The 18476-nt window shown below is 69.7% G+C and carries 17 protein-coding genes and 5 tRNA genes; 15 read left to right on the top strand and 7 right to left on the bottom strand.

Annotated elements, in window-relative coordinates; genetic code table 11:
- Positions 1-308: 308 nt before the first annotated feature.
- From ACFPZI_RS10275 to ACFPZI_RS10290, 4 genes are all read right to left on the bottom strand, one after another.
- A complete protein-coding gene (locus ACFPZI_RS10275) occupies positions 309-899 on the bottom strand; it encodes a GTP-binding protein (protein WP_381361188.1) in 591 nt (196 codons plus the stop codon).
- Positions 880-1275: a DUF742 domain-containing protein gene (locus tag ACFPZI_RS10280; RefSeq protein ID WP_381209301.1), complete on the bottom strand. Its 396-nt coding sequence runs from the start codon at positions 1273-1275 to the stop codon at positions 880-882. The genes ACFPZI_RS10275 and ACFPZI_RS10280 overlap by 20 nt, the downstream gene beginning before the upstream one ends.
- A gap of 111 nt (positions 1276-1386) precedes the next feature.
- Positions 1387-1800 carry a roadblock/LC7 domain-containing protein gene (locus tag ACFPZI_RS10285; RefSeq protein WP_030667329.1) on the bottom strand — a complete coding sequence of 138 codons (414 nt, stop codon included), beginning with the start codon at positions 1798-1800 and terminating at the stop codon, positions 1387-1389.
- Positions 1801-1809: 9 nt separating this feature from the next.
- A complete protein-coding gene (locus ACFPZI_RS10290; protein WP_381361191.1) occupies positions 1810-5616 on the bottom strand; it encodes a sensor histidine kinase in 3807 nt (1268 codons plus the stop codon).
- A 610-nt stretch (positions 5617-6226) separates the two neighbouring features.
- On the opposite strand from ACFPZI_RS10290, the gene ACFPZI_RS10295 reads away from it, so the two are divergent.
- From ACFPZI_RS10295 to ACFPZI_RS10345, 11 genes are all read left to right on the top strand, one after another.
- A complete protein-coding gene (locus ACFPZI_RS10295; RefSeq protein WP_381361192.1) occupies positions 6227-6418 on the top strand; it encodes a hypothetical protein in 192 nt (63 codons plus the stop codon).
- 309 nt (positions 6419-6727) lie between these two features.
- Positions 6728-7513 carry a fumarylacetoacetate hydrolase family protein gene (locus tag ACFPZI_RS10300; RefSeq protein ID WP_381361194.1) on the top strand — a complete coding sequence of 262 codons (786 nt, stop codon included), beginning with the start codon at positions 6728-6730 and terminating at the stop codon, positions 7511-7513.
- Positions 7506-9038, top strand: a complete 1533-nt coding sequence (gene gltX, locus ACFPZI_RS10305; RefSeq protein ID WP_381361196.1) for a glutamate--tRNA ligase — start codon at positions 7506-7508, stop codon at positions 9036-9038. Before ACFPZI_RS10300 ends, gltX begins: the two co-directional genes overlap by 8 nt.
- Positions 9039-9249: 211 nt before the next feature.
- Positions 9250-10386 (top strand): type IV toxin-antitoxin system AbiEi family antitoxin domain-containing protein, encoded by a 1137-nt coding sequence (locus ACFPZI_RS10310; protein ID WP_381361198.1) that lies wholly within the window; start codon positions 9250-9252, stop codon positions 10384-10386.
- A 123-nt stretch (positions 10387-10509) separates the two neighbouring features.
- Positions 10510-11349 (top strand): nucleotidyl transferase AbiEii/AbiGii toxin family protein, encoded by an 840-nt coding sequence (locus ACFPZI_RS10315; protein WP_381361201.1) that lies wholly within the window; start codon positions 10510-10512, stop codon positions 11347-11349.
- A 324-nt stretch (positions 11350-11673) separates the two neighbouring features.
- Entirely contained in the window at positions 11674-12405 is a 732-nt protein-coding gene (locus ACFPZI_RS10320; protein ID WP_381361204.1) for an HAD family hydrolase, read from the top strand.
- Between the two features lie 91 nt (positions 12406-12496).
- Positions 12497-12568, top strand: a tRNA-Gln gene (locus tag ACFPZI_RS10325).
- Positions 12569-12608: 40 nt separating this feature from the next.
- Positions 12609-12681: transfer RNA gene (locus tag ACFPZI_RS10330), tRNA-Glu, on the top strand.
- 85 nt (positions 12682-12766) lie between these two features.
- Positions 12767-12839, top strand: a tRNA-Glu gene (locus ACFPZI_RS10335).
- 20 nt (positions 12840-12859) lie between these two features.
- Positions 12860-12931: transfer RNA gene (locus tag ACFPZI_RS10340), tRNA-Gln, on the top strand.
- A 28-nt stretch (positions 12932-12959) separates the two neighbouring features.
- Positions 12960-13032: transfer RNA gene (locus tag ACFPZI_RS10345), tRNA-Glu, on the top strand.
- Between the two features lie 196 nt (positions 13033-13228).
- Here ACFPZI_RS10345 and ndgR read toward each other — a convergent pair.
- Positions 13229-13942: an IclR family transcriptional regulator NdgR gene (gene ndgR, locus ACFPZI_RS10350; RefSeq protein WP_055594891.1), complete on the bottom strand. Its 714-nt coding sequence runs from the start codon at positions 13940-13942 to the stop codon at positions 13229-13231.
- Between the two features lie 202 nt (positions 13943-14144).
- Here ndgR and leuC point away from each other — a divergent pair, with 202 nt between their 5' ends.
- The 4 genes from leuC (at position 14145) to ACFPZI_RS10370 (ending at position 17438) form a co-directional block, all read left to right on the top strand.
- A complete protein-coding gene (gene leuC, locus ACFPZI_RS10355) occupies positions 14145-15572 on the top strand; it encodes a 3-isopropylmalate dehydratase large subunit (RefSeq protein WP_381361207.1) in 1428 nt (475 codons plus the stop codon).
- A gap of 6 nt (positions 15573-15578) precedes the next feature.
- On the top strand, positions 15579-16181 hold the full coding sequence (gene leuD, locus ACFPZI_RS10360; RefSeq protein ID WP_381361209.1) for a 3-isopropylmalate dehydratase small subunit: 603 nt from the start codon (positions 15579-15581) through the stop codon (positions 16179-16181).
- Between the two features lie 266 nt (positions 16182-16447).
- Positions 16448-16678 (top strand): SCO5555 family protein, encoded by a 231-nt coding sequence (locus ACFPZI_RS10365; protein ID WP_381361212.1) that lies wholly within the window; start codon positions 16448-16450, stop codon positions 16676-16678.
- 136 nt (positions 16679-16814) lie between these two features.
- Positions 16815-17438, top strand: a complete 624-nt coding sequence (locus ACFPZI_RS10370; RefSeq protein WP_381361215.1) for an HU family DNA-binding protein — start codon at positions 16815-16817, stop codon at positions 17436-17438.
- Positions 17439-17591: 153 nt separating this feature from the next.
- Here the strand turns inward: ACFPZI_RS10370 and ACFPZI_RS10375 are convergent, their stop codons facing one another.
- Complete coding sequence (locus ACFPZI_RS10375; RefSeq protein WP_381361218.1) at positions 17592-17795, bottom strand: hypothetical protein; 204 nt, start codon at positions 17793-17795, stop codon at positions 17592-17594.
- Positions 17796-17804: 9 nt separating this feature from the next.
- Positions 17805-18443 (bottom strand): 2-phospho-L-lactate guanylyltransferase, encoded by a 639-nt coding sequence (gene cofC / locus ACFPZI_RS10380; protein ID WP_381361220.1) that lies wholly within the window; start codon positions 18441-18443, stop codon positions 17805-17807.
- Positions 18444-18476 lie beyond the last annotated feature (33 nt).

Raw genomic sequence — 18476 nt, forward strand, 5'->3', positions numbered from 1 at the left:
ACGACTGCTGAGTGCGTCTTTGACCAATGGGCGGTCCAGGCATTCCAGCATGCCCACCAGTTCTCTTCCAAACAGCGGAAGGGAGGGTTCCGGCGTGATGTGAGCCGCAGATAAAACGGTCAAAAAGAATGAGCCCCGTCAAAAGGCGGGGCGGTCGTACGCACAGGGGCACCGCTCGAACGCGTCGCGTGTCGACCCTGGCCGATTCCTCTGCCGAAACGTTATGAACACCGGGGCCGGCCGTGTCCAAGGACACAGTCGGCCCCGACGCATCTACGACAACTGCTGTATGCCGTTGTTGCCCTCGGCTACCGGAGGCGCGCCATGAGGGCGTGCTCGACCAGAGTGATCAGCGCGCTCTTGGCGTCCGAGCGGTGCCGGGCGTCGGTGGTGATGATCGGGGCGTCGGGCCCGATCTGCAGTGCCTCACGCACCTCTTCCGGCTGGTAGGGCTGTTGTCCGTCGAAGCCGTTGAGGGCGACGACGAACGGCAGTCCGCTGTTCTCGAAGTAGTCGACGGCCGGGAAGCAGTCCGCCAGCCTCCGCGTGTCGACGAGTACGACCGCGCCGATGGCGCCGCGCACCAGGTCGTCCCACATGAACCAGAAGCGGTCCTGGCCGGGTGTACCGAAGAGGTACAGGATCAGGTCCTGGTCCAGGGTGATACGGCCGAAGTCCATGGCCACCGTCGTGGTGGTCTTGTCCCCGGTGTGGGTGAGGTCGTCGATGCCCGCGCTGGCAGAGGTCATCACGGCCTCGGTACGCAGCGGGTTGATCTCCGAGACGGCGCCGACGAACGTGGTCTTGCCCACGCCGAAGCCGCCCGCCACCACGATTTTCGCGGAGGTGGTGGAACGGCGTTCGGAGACCGTCCCGCCGCTAGAGCTTGCGAAGTCCACTGAGCACCCTTTCGAGCAGTGTCACGTCCGGTGCGCCGGTGGTCTCGTCGCCGCCCGGCTGATGGATGGCCACGAGACCCGCTTCCGCGAGGTCCGCCACCAGGATCCGGGCCACGCCCAGCGGCATGTTCAGGAGCGCCGAGACCTCGGCGACCGACTTCACCTCACGGGTCAGGTGGCAGATGCGCTGGTGCTCCGGGAGGAGCCCCATGAGCGCTGCCGGGTCGGCCGTCGTACTGATCAGTGCCTCGATGGCCAGCTGATAGCGCGGCCTGGTCCGGCCACCGGTCATCGCATAGGGACGTACCAGTGGTTGGTCGCCCTCGTCTTCGTACGGCTCCGCGTACGGATCATGAGAAGCGGGGGGCGGGGTCATGGGTCCTCCGGGCGGGACAGCAAGTCGGTCGGTCAAGCCGTCTGAGGGGGCCGGTGGGGGGATTGTGGCGGCCGGACGGTGATTTGGTGAGACGGGTGGTGCCGAGGCCGGTCAGTGGAGCAGACTTCCCTGTAGCTCAGCGCGCAGGTCCGGGGTGAGGACCGCCCCCGCGCGGTCGACCAGGAGCGCCATCTCGTAGCCGACGAGACCGATGTCGCAATCGGGGTGGGCCAGGACGGCCAGGGACGAACCGTCCGAGACGGACATGAGGAAGAGGAAACCCCGCTCCATCTCGACGACCGTCTGTGCGACGTCGCCGCCTTCGAAGATGCGGGAGGCGCCGGCCGTCAGGGAGGTCAGTCCCGACGCCACGGCCGCGAGCTGGTCCGCGCGGTCGCGCGGGAAGCCCTCCGACATCGCCAGGAGGAGGCCGTCGGCGGACACGACGACGGTGTGGGACACCCCGGGGGTGTTGTCCACGAAGTTGGTGATCAACCAGTTGAGGTTCTGTGCCGCCTGGCTCATCGGGCTCAACTAACGCTCCTGCTGGTGAGTGGGTCGGGGGAAGCTGCCGGTCTGGGACGACGAACCGGCCTGACGACCCTGTGCGATACCTCGACGGAGATTGGTCAGCCGGCCGCGCACGTCATCGGGCGCACGGGAGACCTGCGGACCGCTCTGGTGGGACTGCTGCTGAGCCGTGCCCGGGACGAGGTTCGCCTTGGGCACCCGGCGCGGCAGGCCGGATGTGGTGACGCCGCCCGCGGCCGGCTTCCGGACGCGTTCGGCCTGCCGGACCAGCTCGTCGTTGGGCGAGCTGCGCCATGTGGTGGCAACGGACCGCTGCGGGCCGGTCGGCCCCTGCGGCTGCTGCGGTGGCTGCTGCTGTTGCGGCTGCTGGGCCGGAACCGGGGGATTGCCCTGCTCCTCCTGTGCACCATGGAACCAGTTGGTCTCCAGGGTGTCGTACAGCGGGGTGCGCCCGTCGCCGGGACCGGACGCCGGCGGCAGTGCCCAGGCGTCGCTCTGCCCGCGGCCGTTGTCGGGCCGCTGCGGGGCGGCGGCCTGGCCCGGCTGGGGACGGTCCGGCCGCTGCTGCGGGGCCAAAGGACGCTGGTTGCCGAGGCCGGGTTCCTGCGCCCCGTTCATCTGCGGACGCTCGAACTGGCCGGTGGAGGCCGGGTCCGCGTGGTTCGGCCGCTCCGGGGCGGGGTACCGCGCGGGAGCGCCGTCGCCCTGGCCCGGGTACTGACCGGTGGAACCGTTGTCGTACGAGCCGTTGCCGTAGGACCCGCCGGCGTAGCCCTGCTGGGCCGGGAACTGGCCGGTGTGGGACGGGTTCTGCCCGTTGCCCTGACCATTGTCGCCCTGCCCGTTGTAGCGGTCCGCCGGGGCGCCGTAGAGGTCGCCGCGGACGAACTGGCCCGTGTCCTGGGCGCCGTTCGCACCGGGCCCGCCGTACTGGCCGGTGTACTGCGGGGCGCCGGTACCGGGGGCGCCGTGGCCCTGCCGGTCGTCGAACCGAGGCATGGCGTTCGTCCGGGCGGTGTCCGGCTCGTCGTGGCCGCGCGGGGCGTCCAGCGGAGCCCGGGGTACCGGCGGCTGGGCGTTCTCGTCGCTCCAGCTGGGTACCCGCTGCTGCTGCTGGTCGCCGCCGGGCAGCTCTGCGCGCGGACCGTTGCCGCGCGGCGGCAGCTGGGGGCGACGGCCGCGCTCGGCGTTGCCCGTGCCCCGCTGCTGGGGCACGTCACCCCGGCCGCCGCCGAACATGTCCTGGCCCTGCGCACCGCCCTGACCCGCGGACTGCATCCCCTGCGAGGCGCCCGGGGCCTGGCCGCCGTAGCCGGCACCCGCGCCGGCGGGGGCCGGACGGCCCTGCGACGGAGCGCCGCCCTGCTCGAACAGCGATGGAGCGGGCGACCTGCCCGGCTGGCCCTGCGGACCACGCGCCCCGCCCGGGGCACCCGGGCGGCCCTGGCCGTCCCGTCCGGGCAGTGCGGCCCGCGGACCCTGGCCGGCGGCGAGCCGGCCACCGCCGGGCGCACCGGCACCGAGAGCACCGCCACCGGACTGACCGCCACCGGCGGACCGGCGGGCCGCCGCGGCACCGGCCGCGGCCTGCGCGGCGGCGGGACCGCCGCCGACACTCGGCTGACCGGGCTTGCCCTGGGGCTTCTTGCCGCCCTGGGCGACATCGACGGGCAGCATGACCAGTGCGGTCGTACCGCCGGAGTCGGACGGGCGGAGCTGGATGCGGATGCCGTGCCGCTGCGACAGCCGACCGACCACGAACAGACCCATGCGGCGGGAGACGGAGACGTCCACGGTGGGCGGCGAGGCGAGCCGCTCGTTGATCGCCGCCAGGTCCTCCGGGGACAGGCCGATACCGGTGTCGTGGATCTCGATCAGCACGCGGCCGTCGGGCAGCGCGTGACCGGTGACCTTGACCTTGGTCTGCGGGGAGGAGAACGAGGTCGCGTTCTCCAGCAGCTCGGCGAGCAGGTGGACGAGGTCGTTGACGACCCGGCCGGCCACTTCGGTGGTCGGCACGGCGGCCAGTTCGATGCGCTCGTACTGCTCCACCTCGGACGCGGCGGCACGGAGCACGTCGACCAGCGGGACCGGGCGGGTCCACCGTCGGCCGGGCTCCTCACCCGCGAGAACCAGCAGGTTCTCACCGTTCCGGCGCATACGGGTGGCGAGGTGGTCCAGCCTGAACAGCGAGGACAGCTGGTCCGGGTCGGCCTCGCGGGACTCCAGTTCGGAGATCAGCGACAGCTGGCGCTGGATCAGACCCTGGGAGCGGCGCGAGAGGTTGGTGAACATCGCGTTGACGTTGCCCCGCAGCAGGGCCTGCTCGGCGGCGAGGCGGACCGCCTCGCGGTGCACGTCGTCGAAGGCCGCGGCCACACGGCCGATCTCGTCCCGGGAGTGCACACCGACCGACTCCACGGACGTGTCTACGTCCTGCGGGTCGGACTCGGACAGCTGCTTGACCAGCTCGGGCAGACGTTCCTGGGCGACCTTGGTCGCGGTGTCCTCGAGGCGGCGCAGCGAGCGGATCATGGAGCGGGCCACGACGAAGGCGCCGACCAGCGAGACACCGAGCACGATCAGGATCAGCGCACCGGAGATGATCGCGTCCTGCTCGGTGGCGTTGCGCAGCTCGCGGGCCTTCTGCTCCATCTCCTCGAGCAGACGGAGCTCGACGTTCTTCATCTGCTGGATCTTGGTGGAGCTGTCGTCCAGCCAGTCGCGGTAGGACCGCTTGCCCATCGACTCCAGGCCGCCGGCCGACACCAGGGCACGGGTCGCGTACTTGTCGGTGGCCTGGATCGTGTCGTTGCCGTCCTCGACGGGCGCCAGCAGCTCGGCGGCCGCGTCCTCGCCGTAGATGCTCTTGAAGCTGCGCACCTCGGACTTCTGACTCTCCAGCGCCGACTCGGCGTAGAGCCGGTCGTTCTCGACGAGGTCACCGAAGCTGGTGTTGTTGGCGGGCAGTGCCGCCGCGAGGACCGCGCGCTGGATCGACGCGTACTCCTTGGCGGCGGAGAAGGCCCCCAGGGCGCGCGTGCGCTGGATCATCTCGGAGCTGCTGGTCGCCTCGGCCATGTCCTGGGAGAGACTGATCAGGTTCTCGATCAGGCGGTGGTACGCCTCGACGGTCTGGGTGGAGTTGCCCTTCGCCACATAGGCCGTGTTGCGGATCTTCTCGAGGTCGCCCAGGTTACCGGCGAGTTGGACGAGGTTGTCGCGGACACCGGTGAGATTGCCGTCCCGGCTGGCGTTGTTGATCTCCTCGGAGCTGTCGAGGAAGTTCTTCCGGGCGCGGTCGGTCTTCTCGCGGTGGCCCTTGACCCCGAAGTCGGTGGCCTTGCCGCCGTGCGCCAGCGGGCCGGCCGACTGGTCGCGCTCCTCCTGGAGCGCGGCGGCGAGCTCGGTCGCCTGCTGGGTCATCTCCGTCAGCAGCTTCATGTTGTCGAGCTGCTGGATGTCGTCCATCGACTGGTTGATACGCAGGGCGCCCAGCGAGGTGGCCGCGACCACCGGGAGCGCGAGCAGCGACACCAGGCGGGTGGAGATCCGCCAGTTGCGCAGGGCTACGCGCGACCCCGGGCCGGTGGGACTCTTCGGGGGCTTCGGCGGAGCCGGGGGTGTCCCCTCCGGTCCTGCGGGCGTGGCGCCGGAGCGGCCGGGCCGTGCTCCGCCTTCACCGTTCGCCGCCGGACCCTGGTTCTGGTTCTGGGCGTGCTGGGGCGAGGAGCCGGCGGCCATGGGGCCATTGCCGCCGTGCTCCGGCTCCGCCGAAGCGCTGCCATCCCTCTTGAAACGTCCCTGCACTAGCGTCGCAACCTCTGGACCAGGCGTCCCTCCGCGCGAACGGCGGGACACGGTGTCGGCGTCATAGGGGCGCCCTGAATACGCCCCCGTGGTGGTCGTGAGTGACCGGCGCGGGTTCCCCCTTGCTTCACCGCCACGGTGGCGCGTTTACGCGCCCCCTGTGCGCCGGATCGGAATCTGCGGCGGTCGCTGGAATTCCAGCACAGTGCGGGATCTCCCAACAAGGCCCCTGGGGCATGCCGTGACTTACGTGACACCACGTGAGGGACAGGTCACCCGGCGTAGAAAGTGATCTCAGGCAAAGGGGGCGAATGAGGGTGATTCCGTCGGGCCGATTCGGTGTCCCAGTCGCGATGATCAGGAGCGGAATGGTGGGCTCAGGGGGTTAATGTCTGTTTCGGGGGAGTGGGTCGCCGGTCCGGATTGGGATGGTTTGACCGTCGATTCGTGAGCAAACTCACACGCGTATCGCGGCCTCCGGTGGCGGTCGGCGGGGGATCACATGTTTAGCCTGGCGCTTTACAGAGATGGCAAAACAGACAACCCGCGCCCGACGGGTGGTCCCCGGACCCCGTCGGACGCCCGTGAACAGGACAGGGTCGAGTAAACAGTGAAGACGACGACGATGTTCCACAAGATCGCCAACCCGCGACGCACGACGCTGGCACACCTCGACGGCGCCGCCGAACTGCAGACGCCGGTCCACCAGGAGCACGCCGTCGAACTGCCGGCCCAGACTGCCAATCCCAGGCGCACCATCCTCATGGAGATCCCGATCGCGGCCGGCGCCGCGAACCAGTAGGGCCTGTCGCCGGCACCCCTCCGGTACCAGCACCGACTGGTACGGGCACCGGCCCCGAAATGCTCAAGGTCCCGGAGGTGTCCGCAGCGGCCCGGAGCAGCCGGACCAGCCCCACGGCGTCCCCTCCCCAGGGGGCGCCGCTCTTTGCTGTGCCCGTTGCCGCGCCCGTTGCCGTGCCCGGCCGATACGCGTCGAGCGCGTGGAACGTGAGGGGGCGGTACGCGGGTCAATGCGCGAGGCACGCACCCCCTGCCGCGTTAGCCTGGGGCGTCAGACTCCAGCCAGCTCAGTCAAGGGGCCAAGCATCCCGTGCGCATCGCCAGATTCTCCATCGACGGGAACGTCGCCTTCGGCGCGGTCGAGGGTGACCAGCAGGACGAACTCGTCCTGGACATCATCAAGGGCATCCCGTTCACGGACTTCGAACTCTCCGGCACCAAGGTCCCGGTGAGCAAGGTCAGGATGCTGCCCCCGGTGCTCCCCAACAAGGTGGTCGCCTTCGGCCGCAACTACGCGGAGCACGCCAAGGAGATGGGCAACGAGGTGCCCGACACCCCGTTCGCCTTCTTCAAGCCCGCCACCTCCGTGATCGGCCCCGGCGACGAGATCCAGTACCCCTCCTTCTCCCAGGAGGTGCACCACGAGGCCGAACTGGCCGTGGTGATCGGCCGGCTCTGCCGCGAGGTGCCGCGCGAGCGCGTCAAGGACGTGATCTTCGGCTACACCTGCGCCAACGACGTCACCGCCCGCGACGTCCAGCGGCGCGAGACGCAGTGGGCGCGCGCCAAGGGCTTCGACACCTCCTGCCCGCTCGGCCCCTGGGTGGAGACGGACCTGGACCTCGCCGCCGCCTCGGACCTCACGCTCCAGCTCACGGTCAACGGCGAACAGCGGCAGCTCGCCCGCACCAGCGAGATGATCCACTCCATCGAGGACCTGATCGTCAACATCTCCGAGGCGATGACGCTGCTCCCCGGCGACGTGATCCTCACGGGCACCCCGGCCGGCGTCGGCCCCCTCAACGTCGGCGACGAGGTCGCCGTCACCATCGAAGGCATCGGCACTCTCACCAACAAGGTTGTCAAGCGTGGCTAGCGCACCCGGATCCCCCTCCCCCAAGTCCTCGACCACGCTCGGACAGGGGGTACCCCCACGCGTCCGTTTCTGTCCGTCGCCCACCGGTAACCCCCACGTGGGCCTGGTCCGTACCGCCCTGTTCAACTGGGCGTTCGCCAAGCACCACCAGGGCAGCGGTGCTCAGTTCGTATTCCGCATCGAGGACACCGACGCGGCCCGCGACTCCGAGGAGTCGTACAACCAGCTCCTCGACGCGATGCGCTGGCTCGGCTTCGACTGGGACGAGGGCCCCGAGGTCGGCGGCCCGCACGCGCCGTACCGCCAGTCCCAGCGCATGGACATCTACGCCGACGTCGCCGGCAAGCTCCTGGACGCCGGCCACGCCTACCGCTGCTACTGCTCCCAGGAGGAGCTGGACGCCCGCCGCGAGGCCGCCCGCGCCGCCGGCAAGCCCTCCGGGTACGACGGCCACTGCCGCGAGCTGACCGACGCCCAGGTCGAGGAGTACAAGGCCCAGGGCCGCGAGCCGATCGTCCGCTTCCGGATGCCCGACGAGACGATCACCTTCACCGACCTGGTCCGCGGCGAGCTGACCTTCACCCCGGAGAACGTCCCGGACTACGGCATCGTGCGCGCCAACGGCGCCCCGCTGTACACCCTGGTCAACCCGGTCGACGACGCCCTGATGGAGATCACCCACGTCCTGCGCGGCGAGGACCTGCTCTCCTCCACCCCGCGCCAGGTCGCGCTGTACAAGGCGCTGACCGAGCTCGGCATCGCGAAGCGGACCCCGGCCTTCGGCCACCTCCCCTATGTCATGGGCGAGGGCAACAAGAAGCTCTCCAAGCGCGACCCCCAGGCGTCGCTCAACCTCTACCGCGAGCGCGGCTTCCTGCCCGAGGGTCTGCTCAACTACCTCTCCCTGCTCGGCTGGTCGCTCTCCGCCGACCAGGACATCTTCACGATCGAGGAGATGGTCGCGGCCTTCGACGTCAGCGACGTCAACCCCAACCCGGCCCGCTTCGACCTCAAGAAGTGCGAGGCGATCAACGCCGACCACATCCGCCTGCTGGACGTGAAGGACTTCACCGAGCGCTGCCGCCCGTGGCTGAAGGCCCCCGTCGCCCCCTGGGCCCCGGAGGCCTTCGACGAGGCCAAGTGGCAGGCCATCGCGCCGCACGCGCAGACCCGCCTGAAGGTGCTGTCGGAGATCACGGACAACGTCGACTTCCTGTTCCTGCCGGAGCCGGTCTTCGACGAGACATCCTGGACCAAGGCGATGAAGGAGGGCTCCGACGCCCTGCTGCGCACCGCCCGCGAGAAGCTGGACGCCGCCGACTGGACGTCCCCCGAGTCCCTGAAGGAGGCCGTCCTGGCCGCCGGCGAGGCCCACGGCCTCAAGCTCGGCAAGGCGCAGGCCCCGGTCCGCGTCGCCGTCACCGGCCGCACGGTCGGCCTGCCCCTCTTCGAGTCCCTCGAGGTCCTGGGCAAGGAGACGACACTGGCCCGCATCGACGCGGCCCTGGCGAAGCTCGCCGCGTAGTCCTTCCTGTACACCTGGCAGGGGCAGCAGCCGACGCGGCTGCTGCCCCTGTTTCTGACTTCCTGGGCCGGTAGACGGGCAGGCCGGGTACTGACCGGCAAGGCAGACACCCCATCCGCTGCAGAGAAAGTTACAACGACTCTAAGGCAAGTGCAGAGTTTGTTACGTCAGGGATGAAATAAACTCTGCGAGATTATGTAACGTTCTCTGTGTGGACCGTGTTGAGCAGCTGGTGACTCTGTCGGGTGTGGCCGCCGACCAGTGGGGATTGGTGACCGCCGCGCAGGCCAAGGCCCTCGGTCTCAGCGCTGTCCAGCTCATGCGACTGGCGGAAGCCGGTCTGTTGGAGAGCGTCGGCCGGGGCGTCTACGCCCTGCAGGCTGCCGGTCTGCCTCAGCACCTGGAGGTCAAGGTGGCCTGGCTGCGCCTCCAGCCTCGGGTTCCCGCGTGGGAGCGTCCCCTCGGCGGCCGGGACTCAGGTGTCGTCTCCCACGCCTCCGCGTGCCGACTGCACGGCCTCGGCGACATCCCCGCCCCCGACGTAGAGATCAGCGTGCCCCGTCGGCGTACGACCACCGAGCCGTTCGTCCGGCTGCGCACCGCCTCCTTGGAGCCGGCGGACATCACCGTCGTCGACGGACTGCCGGTAACCACCGCGGCGCGCACCATCGTCGACCTCCTGCGGGCCAAGGCCGACGGCGGTCATGTCGGCGGCGTGATCGCCGACGCGGAACGCCGCGACCTCGTGGACCTCGACGCACTGGCAGAAGCCGTCCAGCCGCACGCCCGCAAGTACGGCCTTTCCCTCACCGCCACGGGTCACCAGCTCATCGAGCACCTGGTAGCCCAGGCAGGCCGGACCCTGCACTCCCAGGAAATCGCCCGTGCCGGCCAGGAAGGCTTCACCGTTGGCGCTGGGCTGTTCGGCGCGCTCGACAGGGACACCGCAGCCCTGGCGCCTTTCCTCAACGGGGAGGCGCTGGCCGCAGAGGCCCTCGCCCCCGTGTTCCGGAACATCGCTGCGCAGCAGATCGGGATCCGGGCAGCACTCAACGGCGCCATGCCCTCCTCCGGTCTCACACAGAGCCTTCAGCAGGCCATTCTGCCCGGCGAGGGCCTCCTGTCGGCAGTGAAGGCACTGAAGCTGCCTTCCGTGCTGTCGCCCGAAACCCGGCGGGCTCTGCAGCGAGCGGCCGTGCCCGGCACCGCCATGGCCCGAGCCGTCCAGGTCATGCAACAGCTCGAAGCGGTGTCACCGAGCAGCACGAGCGAATCGGCCGGTGACGACGGTCCCGCACCGGACGGAGGTCAGCCGAACGAGCTGAAGGACAAGCACGCTCCCAGCTAGAGTCGACGGCTCCAGTTGATCAGGCCGGGGGAGCGAACCGCACGTGGGCAAGGCCTATGCGAGTCCAACATGTTCCGCGCGGCCCTGAAACAGGCCGCGAGGAACATGTCGAAGAAGACCGGCATGAGCGTCCCCGACCTCATGAAGATGTTCTACTTCAACCGCCTCGCAGCCCGCGTCTTCACGAAGGAACCCGACGGGTGGCTCATCAAGGGCGGGCAGGCCCTGCTCGTCCGCTACCGGGGAGCCGCCCGCCTCAGCCAGGACATCGACTTGCAGTGCGTCTACCCGGACCGCAGCGCCGAAGAAGCCAGACAGCTCGTCATCGACGCCGCCACCCTCGACCTCGGTGACTACCTGCGCTACGCACCCGGCAAGTTCTACGGACACAGCGACGAAGGACGCGGCGGCGCGCAGCACTTCCAGGTCTTTCTCGGCCACTCAGCGGTCGACAGCATCAAGGTCGACCTCGTCGTCGGCCGGACGCCGGCCGGCACCCCGGAGATCCGCACCCTGAAATCCGCCGTCGACATCGAATGGCCCGTCGACTGGCCCGATGTCCGCCTCTACCCCGTCATCGACCACGTCGCGGACAAAATCTGTGCCATGTACGAGCGTCATGGCCAGAACGGCGAGCATGGGTCCAACCGCTACCGAGATCTGGCTGACCTCCTTCTGATCAGCCAACAGGAAACTGTGCCGGGCGAAGCCCTGTGCCAGGCCCTCCAACGCGAAGCGGACCGTCGGCGGTGCAACGGCATCAACGTGGTACTGCCCGCCGCGTTCGAGGCTCCAGGTCCCGACTGGCACGACGGTTATCCCCCGCAGGCAGCCCTCGTCCTTGGCCTGCAAGGCTGCAGCAGCTTCGCCGAGGCAGTCGAGGCAGCGGCAGCCTTCATCGACCCCATCCTCAGCGGAACGGCACAGGGAAGGTGGAACCCGCACCAGACGGCATGGACGTAACCGGCACCCGTGGGTGCGGGCCTCTCAACCGCTGATGTCCGACTTACCGCCTGGTACGGCCGGCCCCTCTCCCGGACACCGTCCGCCGTCGGTGCAGCCACCCGGCGCCGAGACGGCACCGATAGACCGGGCAGGTGTCCGGAGAGCGGGCTTCTGTCCGGGGTCTCGCAGTCAGAGGCGCATCGGGTGGCGGATTCGGTGGGTCCGTTGTCGCCATCGCGCACGGCACTCCCGTCCCGACCAGGGGCCGTCGGGTCGCGACCCGGTCGAAGAACCACCGGTACTCCACCAGCCTCTGTGGACAGAACACCTAGGCTGGTTCCCATGGCGATCCGAGCCGTCGTCTGGGACGTGGACGACACCCTCTTCGACTACACCTCCGCCGACCGCGAGGGCATGCGCGCGCATCTCCTCGCCGAGAGACTCCTCGCCGGGTACGCCTCTGTGGAGGAGGCGTTGCTGCGCTGGCGGGAGGTGACCGACGCGCAGTGGGCCCGGTTCGCCGCGGGCGAGGTCGACTTCGAGACCCAGCGGCGCGACCGTACCCGGGTCTTCCTGGAGCGTGAGCTGACCGACGACGAGGCCGACGACTGGTTCGGGCGCTACCTCGTCCACTACGAGTCCGCCTGGGCCCTCTTCCCGGACGTCCTGCCGGCGCTGGACGCGCTCGCCGCCAGCCACCGGCACGCGGTGCTGTCCAACTCCAGCCTCCACGTCCAGGACCCCAAGCTGCGCGCCCTCGGCGTCCACGACCGCTTCGAGGCCATCCTGTGCGCCGCGGAGCTGGGCGTCTCCAAGCCCGAGGCCGGCGCGTTCCTGGCGGCCTGCGAAGCCCTGACACTGCCCCCCGGCCAGGTCGCGTACGTGGGCGACCACCCGGAGATCGACGGCCGGGGCGCCGCGGACGCCGGACTGCTGTCCGTGTGGATCGACCGGGGCGGCGCGTACGCGATCGCCGAACCGCCCGCGGGGCCGCACAGGATCGTCTCCCTCGCCGAACTCCCCGCGCTCCTCGGCGCGGATACCCGTTTTGGAGCCCCGTCCGGCATCGGGTAATGTTCTTCCTGCGCCGCGGGGGTCAGGGCCGGAAGGTCAAAGCCCTCAGGTGTACAGCTAGAACATAATCCCTCCGGGGCTTGCGTTCCAGTGGCCTATGGTGTAATTGGCAGCACGACTGATTCTGGTTCAGTTAGTCTTGGTTCGAGTCCAGGTAGGCCAGCTCGCAGAGCTCATCTGCACACCGCGGATTTCATCCGCGAGCCCCCGTTGTGTAGCGGCCTAGCACGCTGCCCTCTCAAGGCAGTAGCGCCGGTTCGAATCCGGTCGGGGGTACAGATCCATCCCGCGAGGGCGCCCGGGTAGCTCCCACGTCCTCGCGGTGACATCACCCGGCTCCGGCCGGGTGAGGATCGCTAGGGCCCCCGTTGTGTAGCGGCCTAGCACGCCGCCCTCTCAAGGCGGTAGCGCCGGTTCGAATCCGGTCGGGGGTACGACTGGTCTAAACCGTCATTGGTCTATGGTGTAATTGGCAGCACGACTGATTCTGGTTCAGTTAGTCTTGGTTCGAGTCCAGGTAGACCAGCTCGGACCTGCGGAAACGCAGTGTCCAGGCCCCCGTTGTGTAGCGGCCTAGCACGCCGCCCTCTCAAGGCGGTAGCGCCGGTTCGAATCCGGTCGGGGGTACAGAGAAGGAAAGCCCTCCACTTCGGTGGGGGGCTTTCGTCATGTCCGTAGGGGCGCCGTGCCCGTACACGTCATGCCTGCGGGTCCGCTCCTCCGTGCACGCCCCGCGTATCCGTAGGTCCGGGGGAGGGCCTGCCGCGGCGTTGAGGCGGGCCGGTCCCCCTGGGGCGGGTCGGGACGGGTCGGACGACGAGGGTCAGGAGCGGCGCAGCGCCTCGGAGAGGCGGTTCGCGGAGTCGATGACGGCCTGGGCGTGCATCCGGCCCGGGTGGCGGGTCAGGCGCTCGATGGGCCCCGACACCGAGACGGCGGCCACCACTCGGTTCGACGGGCCGCGCACCGGTGCGGAGACCGAGGCGACGCCGGGCTCACGCTCCCCGATCGACTGGGCCCAGCCGCGGCGCCGGACACCCGACAGGGCCGTCGCCGTGAAACGGGCGCCCTGCAGACCGCGGTGCAGACGCTCCGGCTCCTCCCAGGCCATCAGGATCTGAGCGGAGGAACCGGCCTTCATCGTGAGCGTGGAGCCCACCGGGACCGTGTCCCGCAGGCCGGAGAGGCGCTCCGCCGCGGCGACGCAGATGCGCATGTCGCCCTGGCGGCGATAGAGCTGAGCGCTCTCGCCGGTGACATCGCGGAGATGGGTGAGCACCGGGCCCGCCGTCGCGAGCAGCCGGTCCTCGCCGGCCGCCGCGGCCAGCTCGGCCATGCGAGGGCCGAGGATGAACCTGCCCTGCATGTCCCGCGCCACCAGCCGGTGGTGTTCCAGTGCCACGGCCAGGCGGTGGGCCGTGGGTCGTGCCAGTCCGGTGGCACCGACCAACCCCGCGAGGGTGGCCGGACCGGACTCCAGAGCGCTCAGGACGAGGGCCGCCTTGTCCAGAACGCCGACGCCGCTACTGTTGTCCATGCAACGATACTTGCGTCTCACTCTGTGAAACGCAAGTTCAGTTTTCCATGGAACGCGCCACTCTTGACGTACACAGTCATCAACACCATGGTCCGTGAATCACCGGGCCCGGCGGCGATGCCCCGGAATCAGCGATGGGGGCGCCGTCTCCTCACGGATTTCTAGTTGGGCCGGCGCACCTTTGCCGGCCGGAGGGAAAGCGATGGGTAGGACACTCGCGGAGAAGGTCTGGGACGACCACGTCGTCCGGCGCGCCGAGGGCGAGCCCGACCTCCTCTTCATCGATCTGCACCTGCTGCACGAGGTGACCAGCCCCCAGGCCTTCGACGGCCTCCGTAAGGGCGGCCGCACCGTGCGCCGTCTCGACCTCACCATCGCGACCGAGGACCACAACACCCCGACCCTCGACATCGACAAGCCCATCGCCGACCCGGTCTCCCGGATCCAGCTGGAGACGCTGCGGGCGAACTGCGCCGAGTTCGGCGTCCGGCTGCACTCGCTGGGTGACATCGAGCAGGGCGTCGTGCACGTCGTCGGACCCCAGCTGGGCCTGACCCAGCCCGGCATGACCGTGGTCTGCGGAGACTCGCACACCTCCACGCACGGCGCGTTCGGCGGGCTGGCCTTCGGTATCGGTACCTCCCAGGTCGAGCACGTCCTCGCCACGCAGACGCTGCCGATGGCCCGCCCGAAGACCATGGCGATCACCGTCGAGGGCGAACTGCCCGACGGTGTCACGGCCAAGGACCTGATCCTGGCGGTCATCGCGCGCATCGGCACCGGCGGCGGCCAGGGCTACATCCTGGAGTACCGCGGCGAGGCCATCGAGAAGCTCTCGATGGAGGCCCGCATGACCATCTGCAACATGTCGATCGAGGCCGGCGCCCGCGCCGGCATGATCGCCCCCGACGAGACCACCTTCGCCTACCTCGAGGGCCGCCCGCACGCCCCGAAGGGCGAGGACTGGGACGCGGCCGTCGCCTACTGGAAGACGCTGCGCACCGACGACGACGCCGAGTTCGACGCCGAGGTCGTCGTCGACGCCTCCCGGCTGTCCCCGTTCGTCACCTGGGGCACCAACCCGGGCCAGGGCGCGCCGCTCTCGGCGGCGGTCCCCGACCCGGCTTCGTACGAAGACGCATCGGAGCGCTTCGCTGCCGAAAAGGCCCTGGAATACATGGGGTTGGAGGCCGGCCAGCCGCTGCGCTCCATCGGCGTGGACACCGTCTTCGTAGGTTCCTGCACCAACGGGCGGATCGAGGACCTGCGCGCCGTCGCGGACATCGTCAAGGGCCGCAAAGTCGCCGACGGGGTGCGGATGCTGGTCGTCCCGGGCTCCGCACGGGTGGGTCTGCAGGCCGTCTCCGAGGGCCTGGACGTGGTCTTCAAGGAGGCCGGCGCCGAATGGCGGCACGCGGGCTGCTCCATGTGCCTGGGCATGAACCCCGACCAGCTGGCCCCCGGTGAGCGCTCCGCGTCCACCTCCAACCGCAACTTCGAGGGCCGGCAGGGCAAGGGCGGCCGCACCCACCTGGTGTCCCCGCAGGTCGCCGCCGCCACCGCGGTCCTCGGCCACCTGGCCTCCCCGGCCGACCTCGACGCCGACGCCCCCACGCCCGCTGGAGTCTGATCAGTCATGGAAGCATTCACCACCCACACCGGCCGGGCCGTCCCACTGCGCCGCAGCAACGTCGACACCGACCAGATCATCCCCGCCCACTGGCTCAAGAAGGTGACCCGGGACGGGTTCGAGGACGGGCTGTTCGAGGCCTGGCGCAAGGACCCCGAGTTCGTGCTCAACCGCCCCGAGCGCGAGGGCGCCACGGTCCTGGTCGCCGGCCCCGACTTCGGCACCGGCTCCTCCCGTGAGCACGCCGTCTGGGCGCTGCAGAACTACGGCTTCAAGACCGTGATCTCCTCCCGCTTCGCCGACATCTTCCGCGGCAACTCGCTGAAGAACGGCCTGCTCACCGTCGTCATCGAGCAGAAGACCGTGGACGCGCTGTGGGAGCTCACCGAGCGGGACCCGCAGGCCGAGATCACCGTCGACCTCGAGACCCGCGAGGTGCGCGCCGAGGGCATCACCGCCGCTTTCGAGCTCGACGAGAACTCCCGCTGGCGGCTGCTGAACGGGCTCGACGACATCTCCATCACCCTGCAGAACGAGGCGGACATCTCCGCGTACGAGGCGAAGCGCCCGTCGTTCAAGCCGCGGACGCTCTCGGCGCAGAACACCTGAGTCGAAGTCCAGGCGGCAGGTCGACTTTCGGCCACCCCCACCCCCCTCCCGTACCCCCGATCGGCCCGATCGGGGGTACGGCCGTGTCTGCACCCGTTCGGACCCGCGCGTCCTCTTGAGGCCTTGCAACTTCCCACGTTATGAAGGTGGTTGTCGGGGTACACGTGTCACGTGCGCGTGACCTCGGAGCGTGCCTGGAATGCCGTCCGAGGCTGCAGTTGCCCCCTGCGCAGGCGACAACTCGCCCCAGATGGCACAATCTGTGCATGGAACGTGACGGCCAACTCGAGATCTACACGGAGGTCGCGGTCCGGCTCAAAGAAGCGCATGCAAGAGTGCGCACACTGCAAGTCCCGGAGGGCGTACGGATGGCGCTGACCCGGAAGCTGCTGGTCATTACGGCCGCGGCCAAACACGATCTCGCCGGTGCGGCAAAGCGGCTGGAGCGGTTCATCACGGACCTCGACGAGGGTCGATTTCCCGAAGAGGAACGCTGAACCGCTCAAGGCGGCCGGGTTCGTTGCGGCACAAGGGTGATAAGCACGTTTCGTGTTTGATTTGCGGTATATATCTGCCTAACGTGCGAAAACGCTTGAACGGATTCGTTCGGGCGATGTCTCCGAAGGGGAAGACGTGAACAAGGCGCAGCTCGTAGAAGCGATTGCCGACAAGATGGGCGGCCGGCAGCAGGCCGCCGATGCCGTCGACGCGGTCCTGGACGCCATCGTCCGCGCTGTGGTCGCCGGTGACCGGGTCTCGGTCACCGGCTTCGGTTCGTTCGAGAAGGTCGACCGCCCCGCCCGCTACGCCCGCAATCCCCAGACCGGCGAGCGGGTTCGGGTCAAGAAGACGTCGGTGCCGCGCTTCCGTGCGGGCCAGGGCTTCAAGGACCTGGTGAGCGGCTCGAAGAAGCTGCCGCGCGGTGGCGAGGTCGCCGTCAAGAAGGCGCCCAAGGGCAGTCTCTCCGGCGGGGTTTCCGCGACGGTGAAGAAGGCCGCCGCCAAGAAGACCGCGAAGGCGGCCGCCGCCAAGAAGACGACGGCGAAGCGGGCCGCGGGAAAGGCGGCCGTCGCCAAGAAGACGACCGCAAAGAAGGCCCCCGGCAAGACGGCGGCGGCGACCGCCAAGACCACCGCCGCGAAGAAGACGACCGTCAAGAAGGCCCCGGCGAAGAAGGCGACGGCCGCGAACGCGCCCGCCAAGAAGTCGACCGCACGCAAGACCACCGCCAAGAAGACCAGCGCCCGCAAGAAGTAGCGGCAGCGAAGCGGTACTCACGCGCCGGGCCGGACTCCGTCACGGAGTCCGGCCCGCGGTGTGCCGGTCCATGTGTTCCGTACCGGGACCGGTGACCGGTGACCGGTCGCCCGTGGGAGTGCCGGTCGGAGTGCGCCGGTCGGAGTGTGCTGGTCAGAACGTCTGGAGCGTCACCAGGGTGATCCGCAGGGTCTCGCCCTCGCCCCGGGTCTCGATGCGCACGCGCTGCCCGGGACGCAGCAGCCTCAGACCTCCCGCGTCGAACGCCGGCGCGTCGAAGGGCACCGGAGTGCCGTCGTCCAGCAGCACCTGGCCGCTGCGGCTCTCGGGGTCGTAGGTGTACGCGGTCGCCTGCATGGCCGCAGCCTACTGCTCCGCGATCAGCAGCCGCGCGCCGGCGGCCGCCGTGCGGGGCCCCACCCCCAGCGCCAGCGCCGCCCGGAGATCGTCCCCCGTGTCCACGTCCTGCCGTACGGAATCCACCGCGTCGAGACGCAGTTCGACGGCTCCCCACGCGCGGTGCCGGGCCCGGGAACCGGGGCCGAAGGACGGCCGCAGTTCCTCCGTCGCCGCCGCCGTGAGCAGCGTGGTGCCGACGCCCGCCGCATCGGGGAGGAACGCGCGCGGGAACGCGGCCGCTCTCTCCAGTACACGTGCCAGTTCGGCTGCGCGCAGCGCCGGGAGGTCGGCGTTGAGAGCCGCCACGGGGCCCGCGTGCCACAAGGCCCGCACGGTGGCGGCCGCGTGGGCGAGTGCCGCGTTCAGGCCGCTGCCCGGCTCGTCGGCGACGATTCCCGCACCCAGCGCGGCCAGCTCGCGGCCGGCCAGGGCGTCGTTCGTGACGACCACCACGTCCCGCACCGCGCGGCACGCCAGGGCGGCCGCGACCGTGTCCTGTGCGAAGGCCAGCGCGAGCCCCGGACGCAAGGCGTCGTCCGCGGTGTCGGAGAGCCTGCTCTTGGCCTCGGCCAGCGGTTTCAGGGGTACCACCAAGGTCCACTGCACGCGTGTTACATCCCTCTCTTGTCGCCGTCATTG

This window comes from Streptomyces chlorus (genome assembly GCF_042655885.1).
In the GTDB taxonomy this organism is placed as follows: domain Bacteria; phylum Actinomycetota; class Actinomycetes; order Streptomycetales; family Streptomycetaceae; genus Streptomyces; species Streptomyces chlorus.

What these genes read in the sequence shown, in the direction of transcription:
- ACFPZI_RS10315 (WP_381361201.1), top strand. Translation starts at nt 10,510, where the DNA reads ATGAGCGTCCCCGACCTCATGAAGATGTTCTACTTCAACCGCCTCGCA.
- ACFPZI_RS10320 (WP_381361204.1), top strand. Translation starts at nt 11,674, where the DNA reads ATGGCGATCCGAGCCGTCGTCTGGGACGTGGACGACACCCTCTTCGAC.
- ACFPZI_RS10365 (WP_381361212.1), top strand. Translation starts at nt 16,448, where the DNA reads ATGGAACGTGACGGCCAACTCGAGATCTACACGGAGGTCGCGGTCCGG.
- leuD (WP_381361209.1), top strand. Translation starts at nt 15,579, where the DNA reads ATGGAAGCATTCACCACCCACACCGGCCGGGCCGTCCCACTGCGCCGC.
- ACFPZI_RS10280 (WP_381209301.1), bottom strand. Translation starts at nt 1,275, where the DNA reads ATGACCCCGCCCCCCGCTTCTCATGATCCGTACGCGGAGCCGTACGAA.
- ACFPZI_RS10375 (WP_381361218.1), bottom strand. Translation starts at nt 17,795, where the DNA reads ATGCAGGCGACCGCGTACACCTACGACCCCGAGAGCCGCAGCGGCCAG.
- ACFPZI_RS10285 (WP_030667329.1), bottom strand. Translation starts at nt 1,800, where the DNA reads ATGAGCCAGGCGGCACAGAACCTCAACTGGTTGATCACCAACTTCGTG.
- leuC (WP_381361207.1), top strand. Translation starts at nt 14,145, where the DNA reads ATGGGTAGGACACTCGCGGAGAAGGTCTGGGACGACCACGTCGTCCGG.
- ndgR (WP_055594891.1), bottom strand. Translation starts at nt 13,942, where the DNA reads ATGGACAACAGTAGCGGCGTCGGCGTTCTGGACAAGGCGGCCCTCGTC.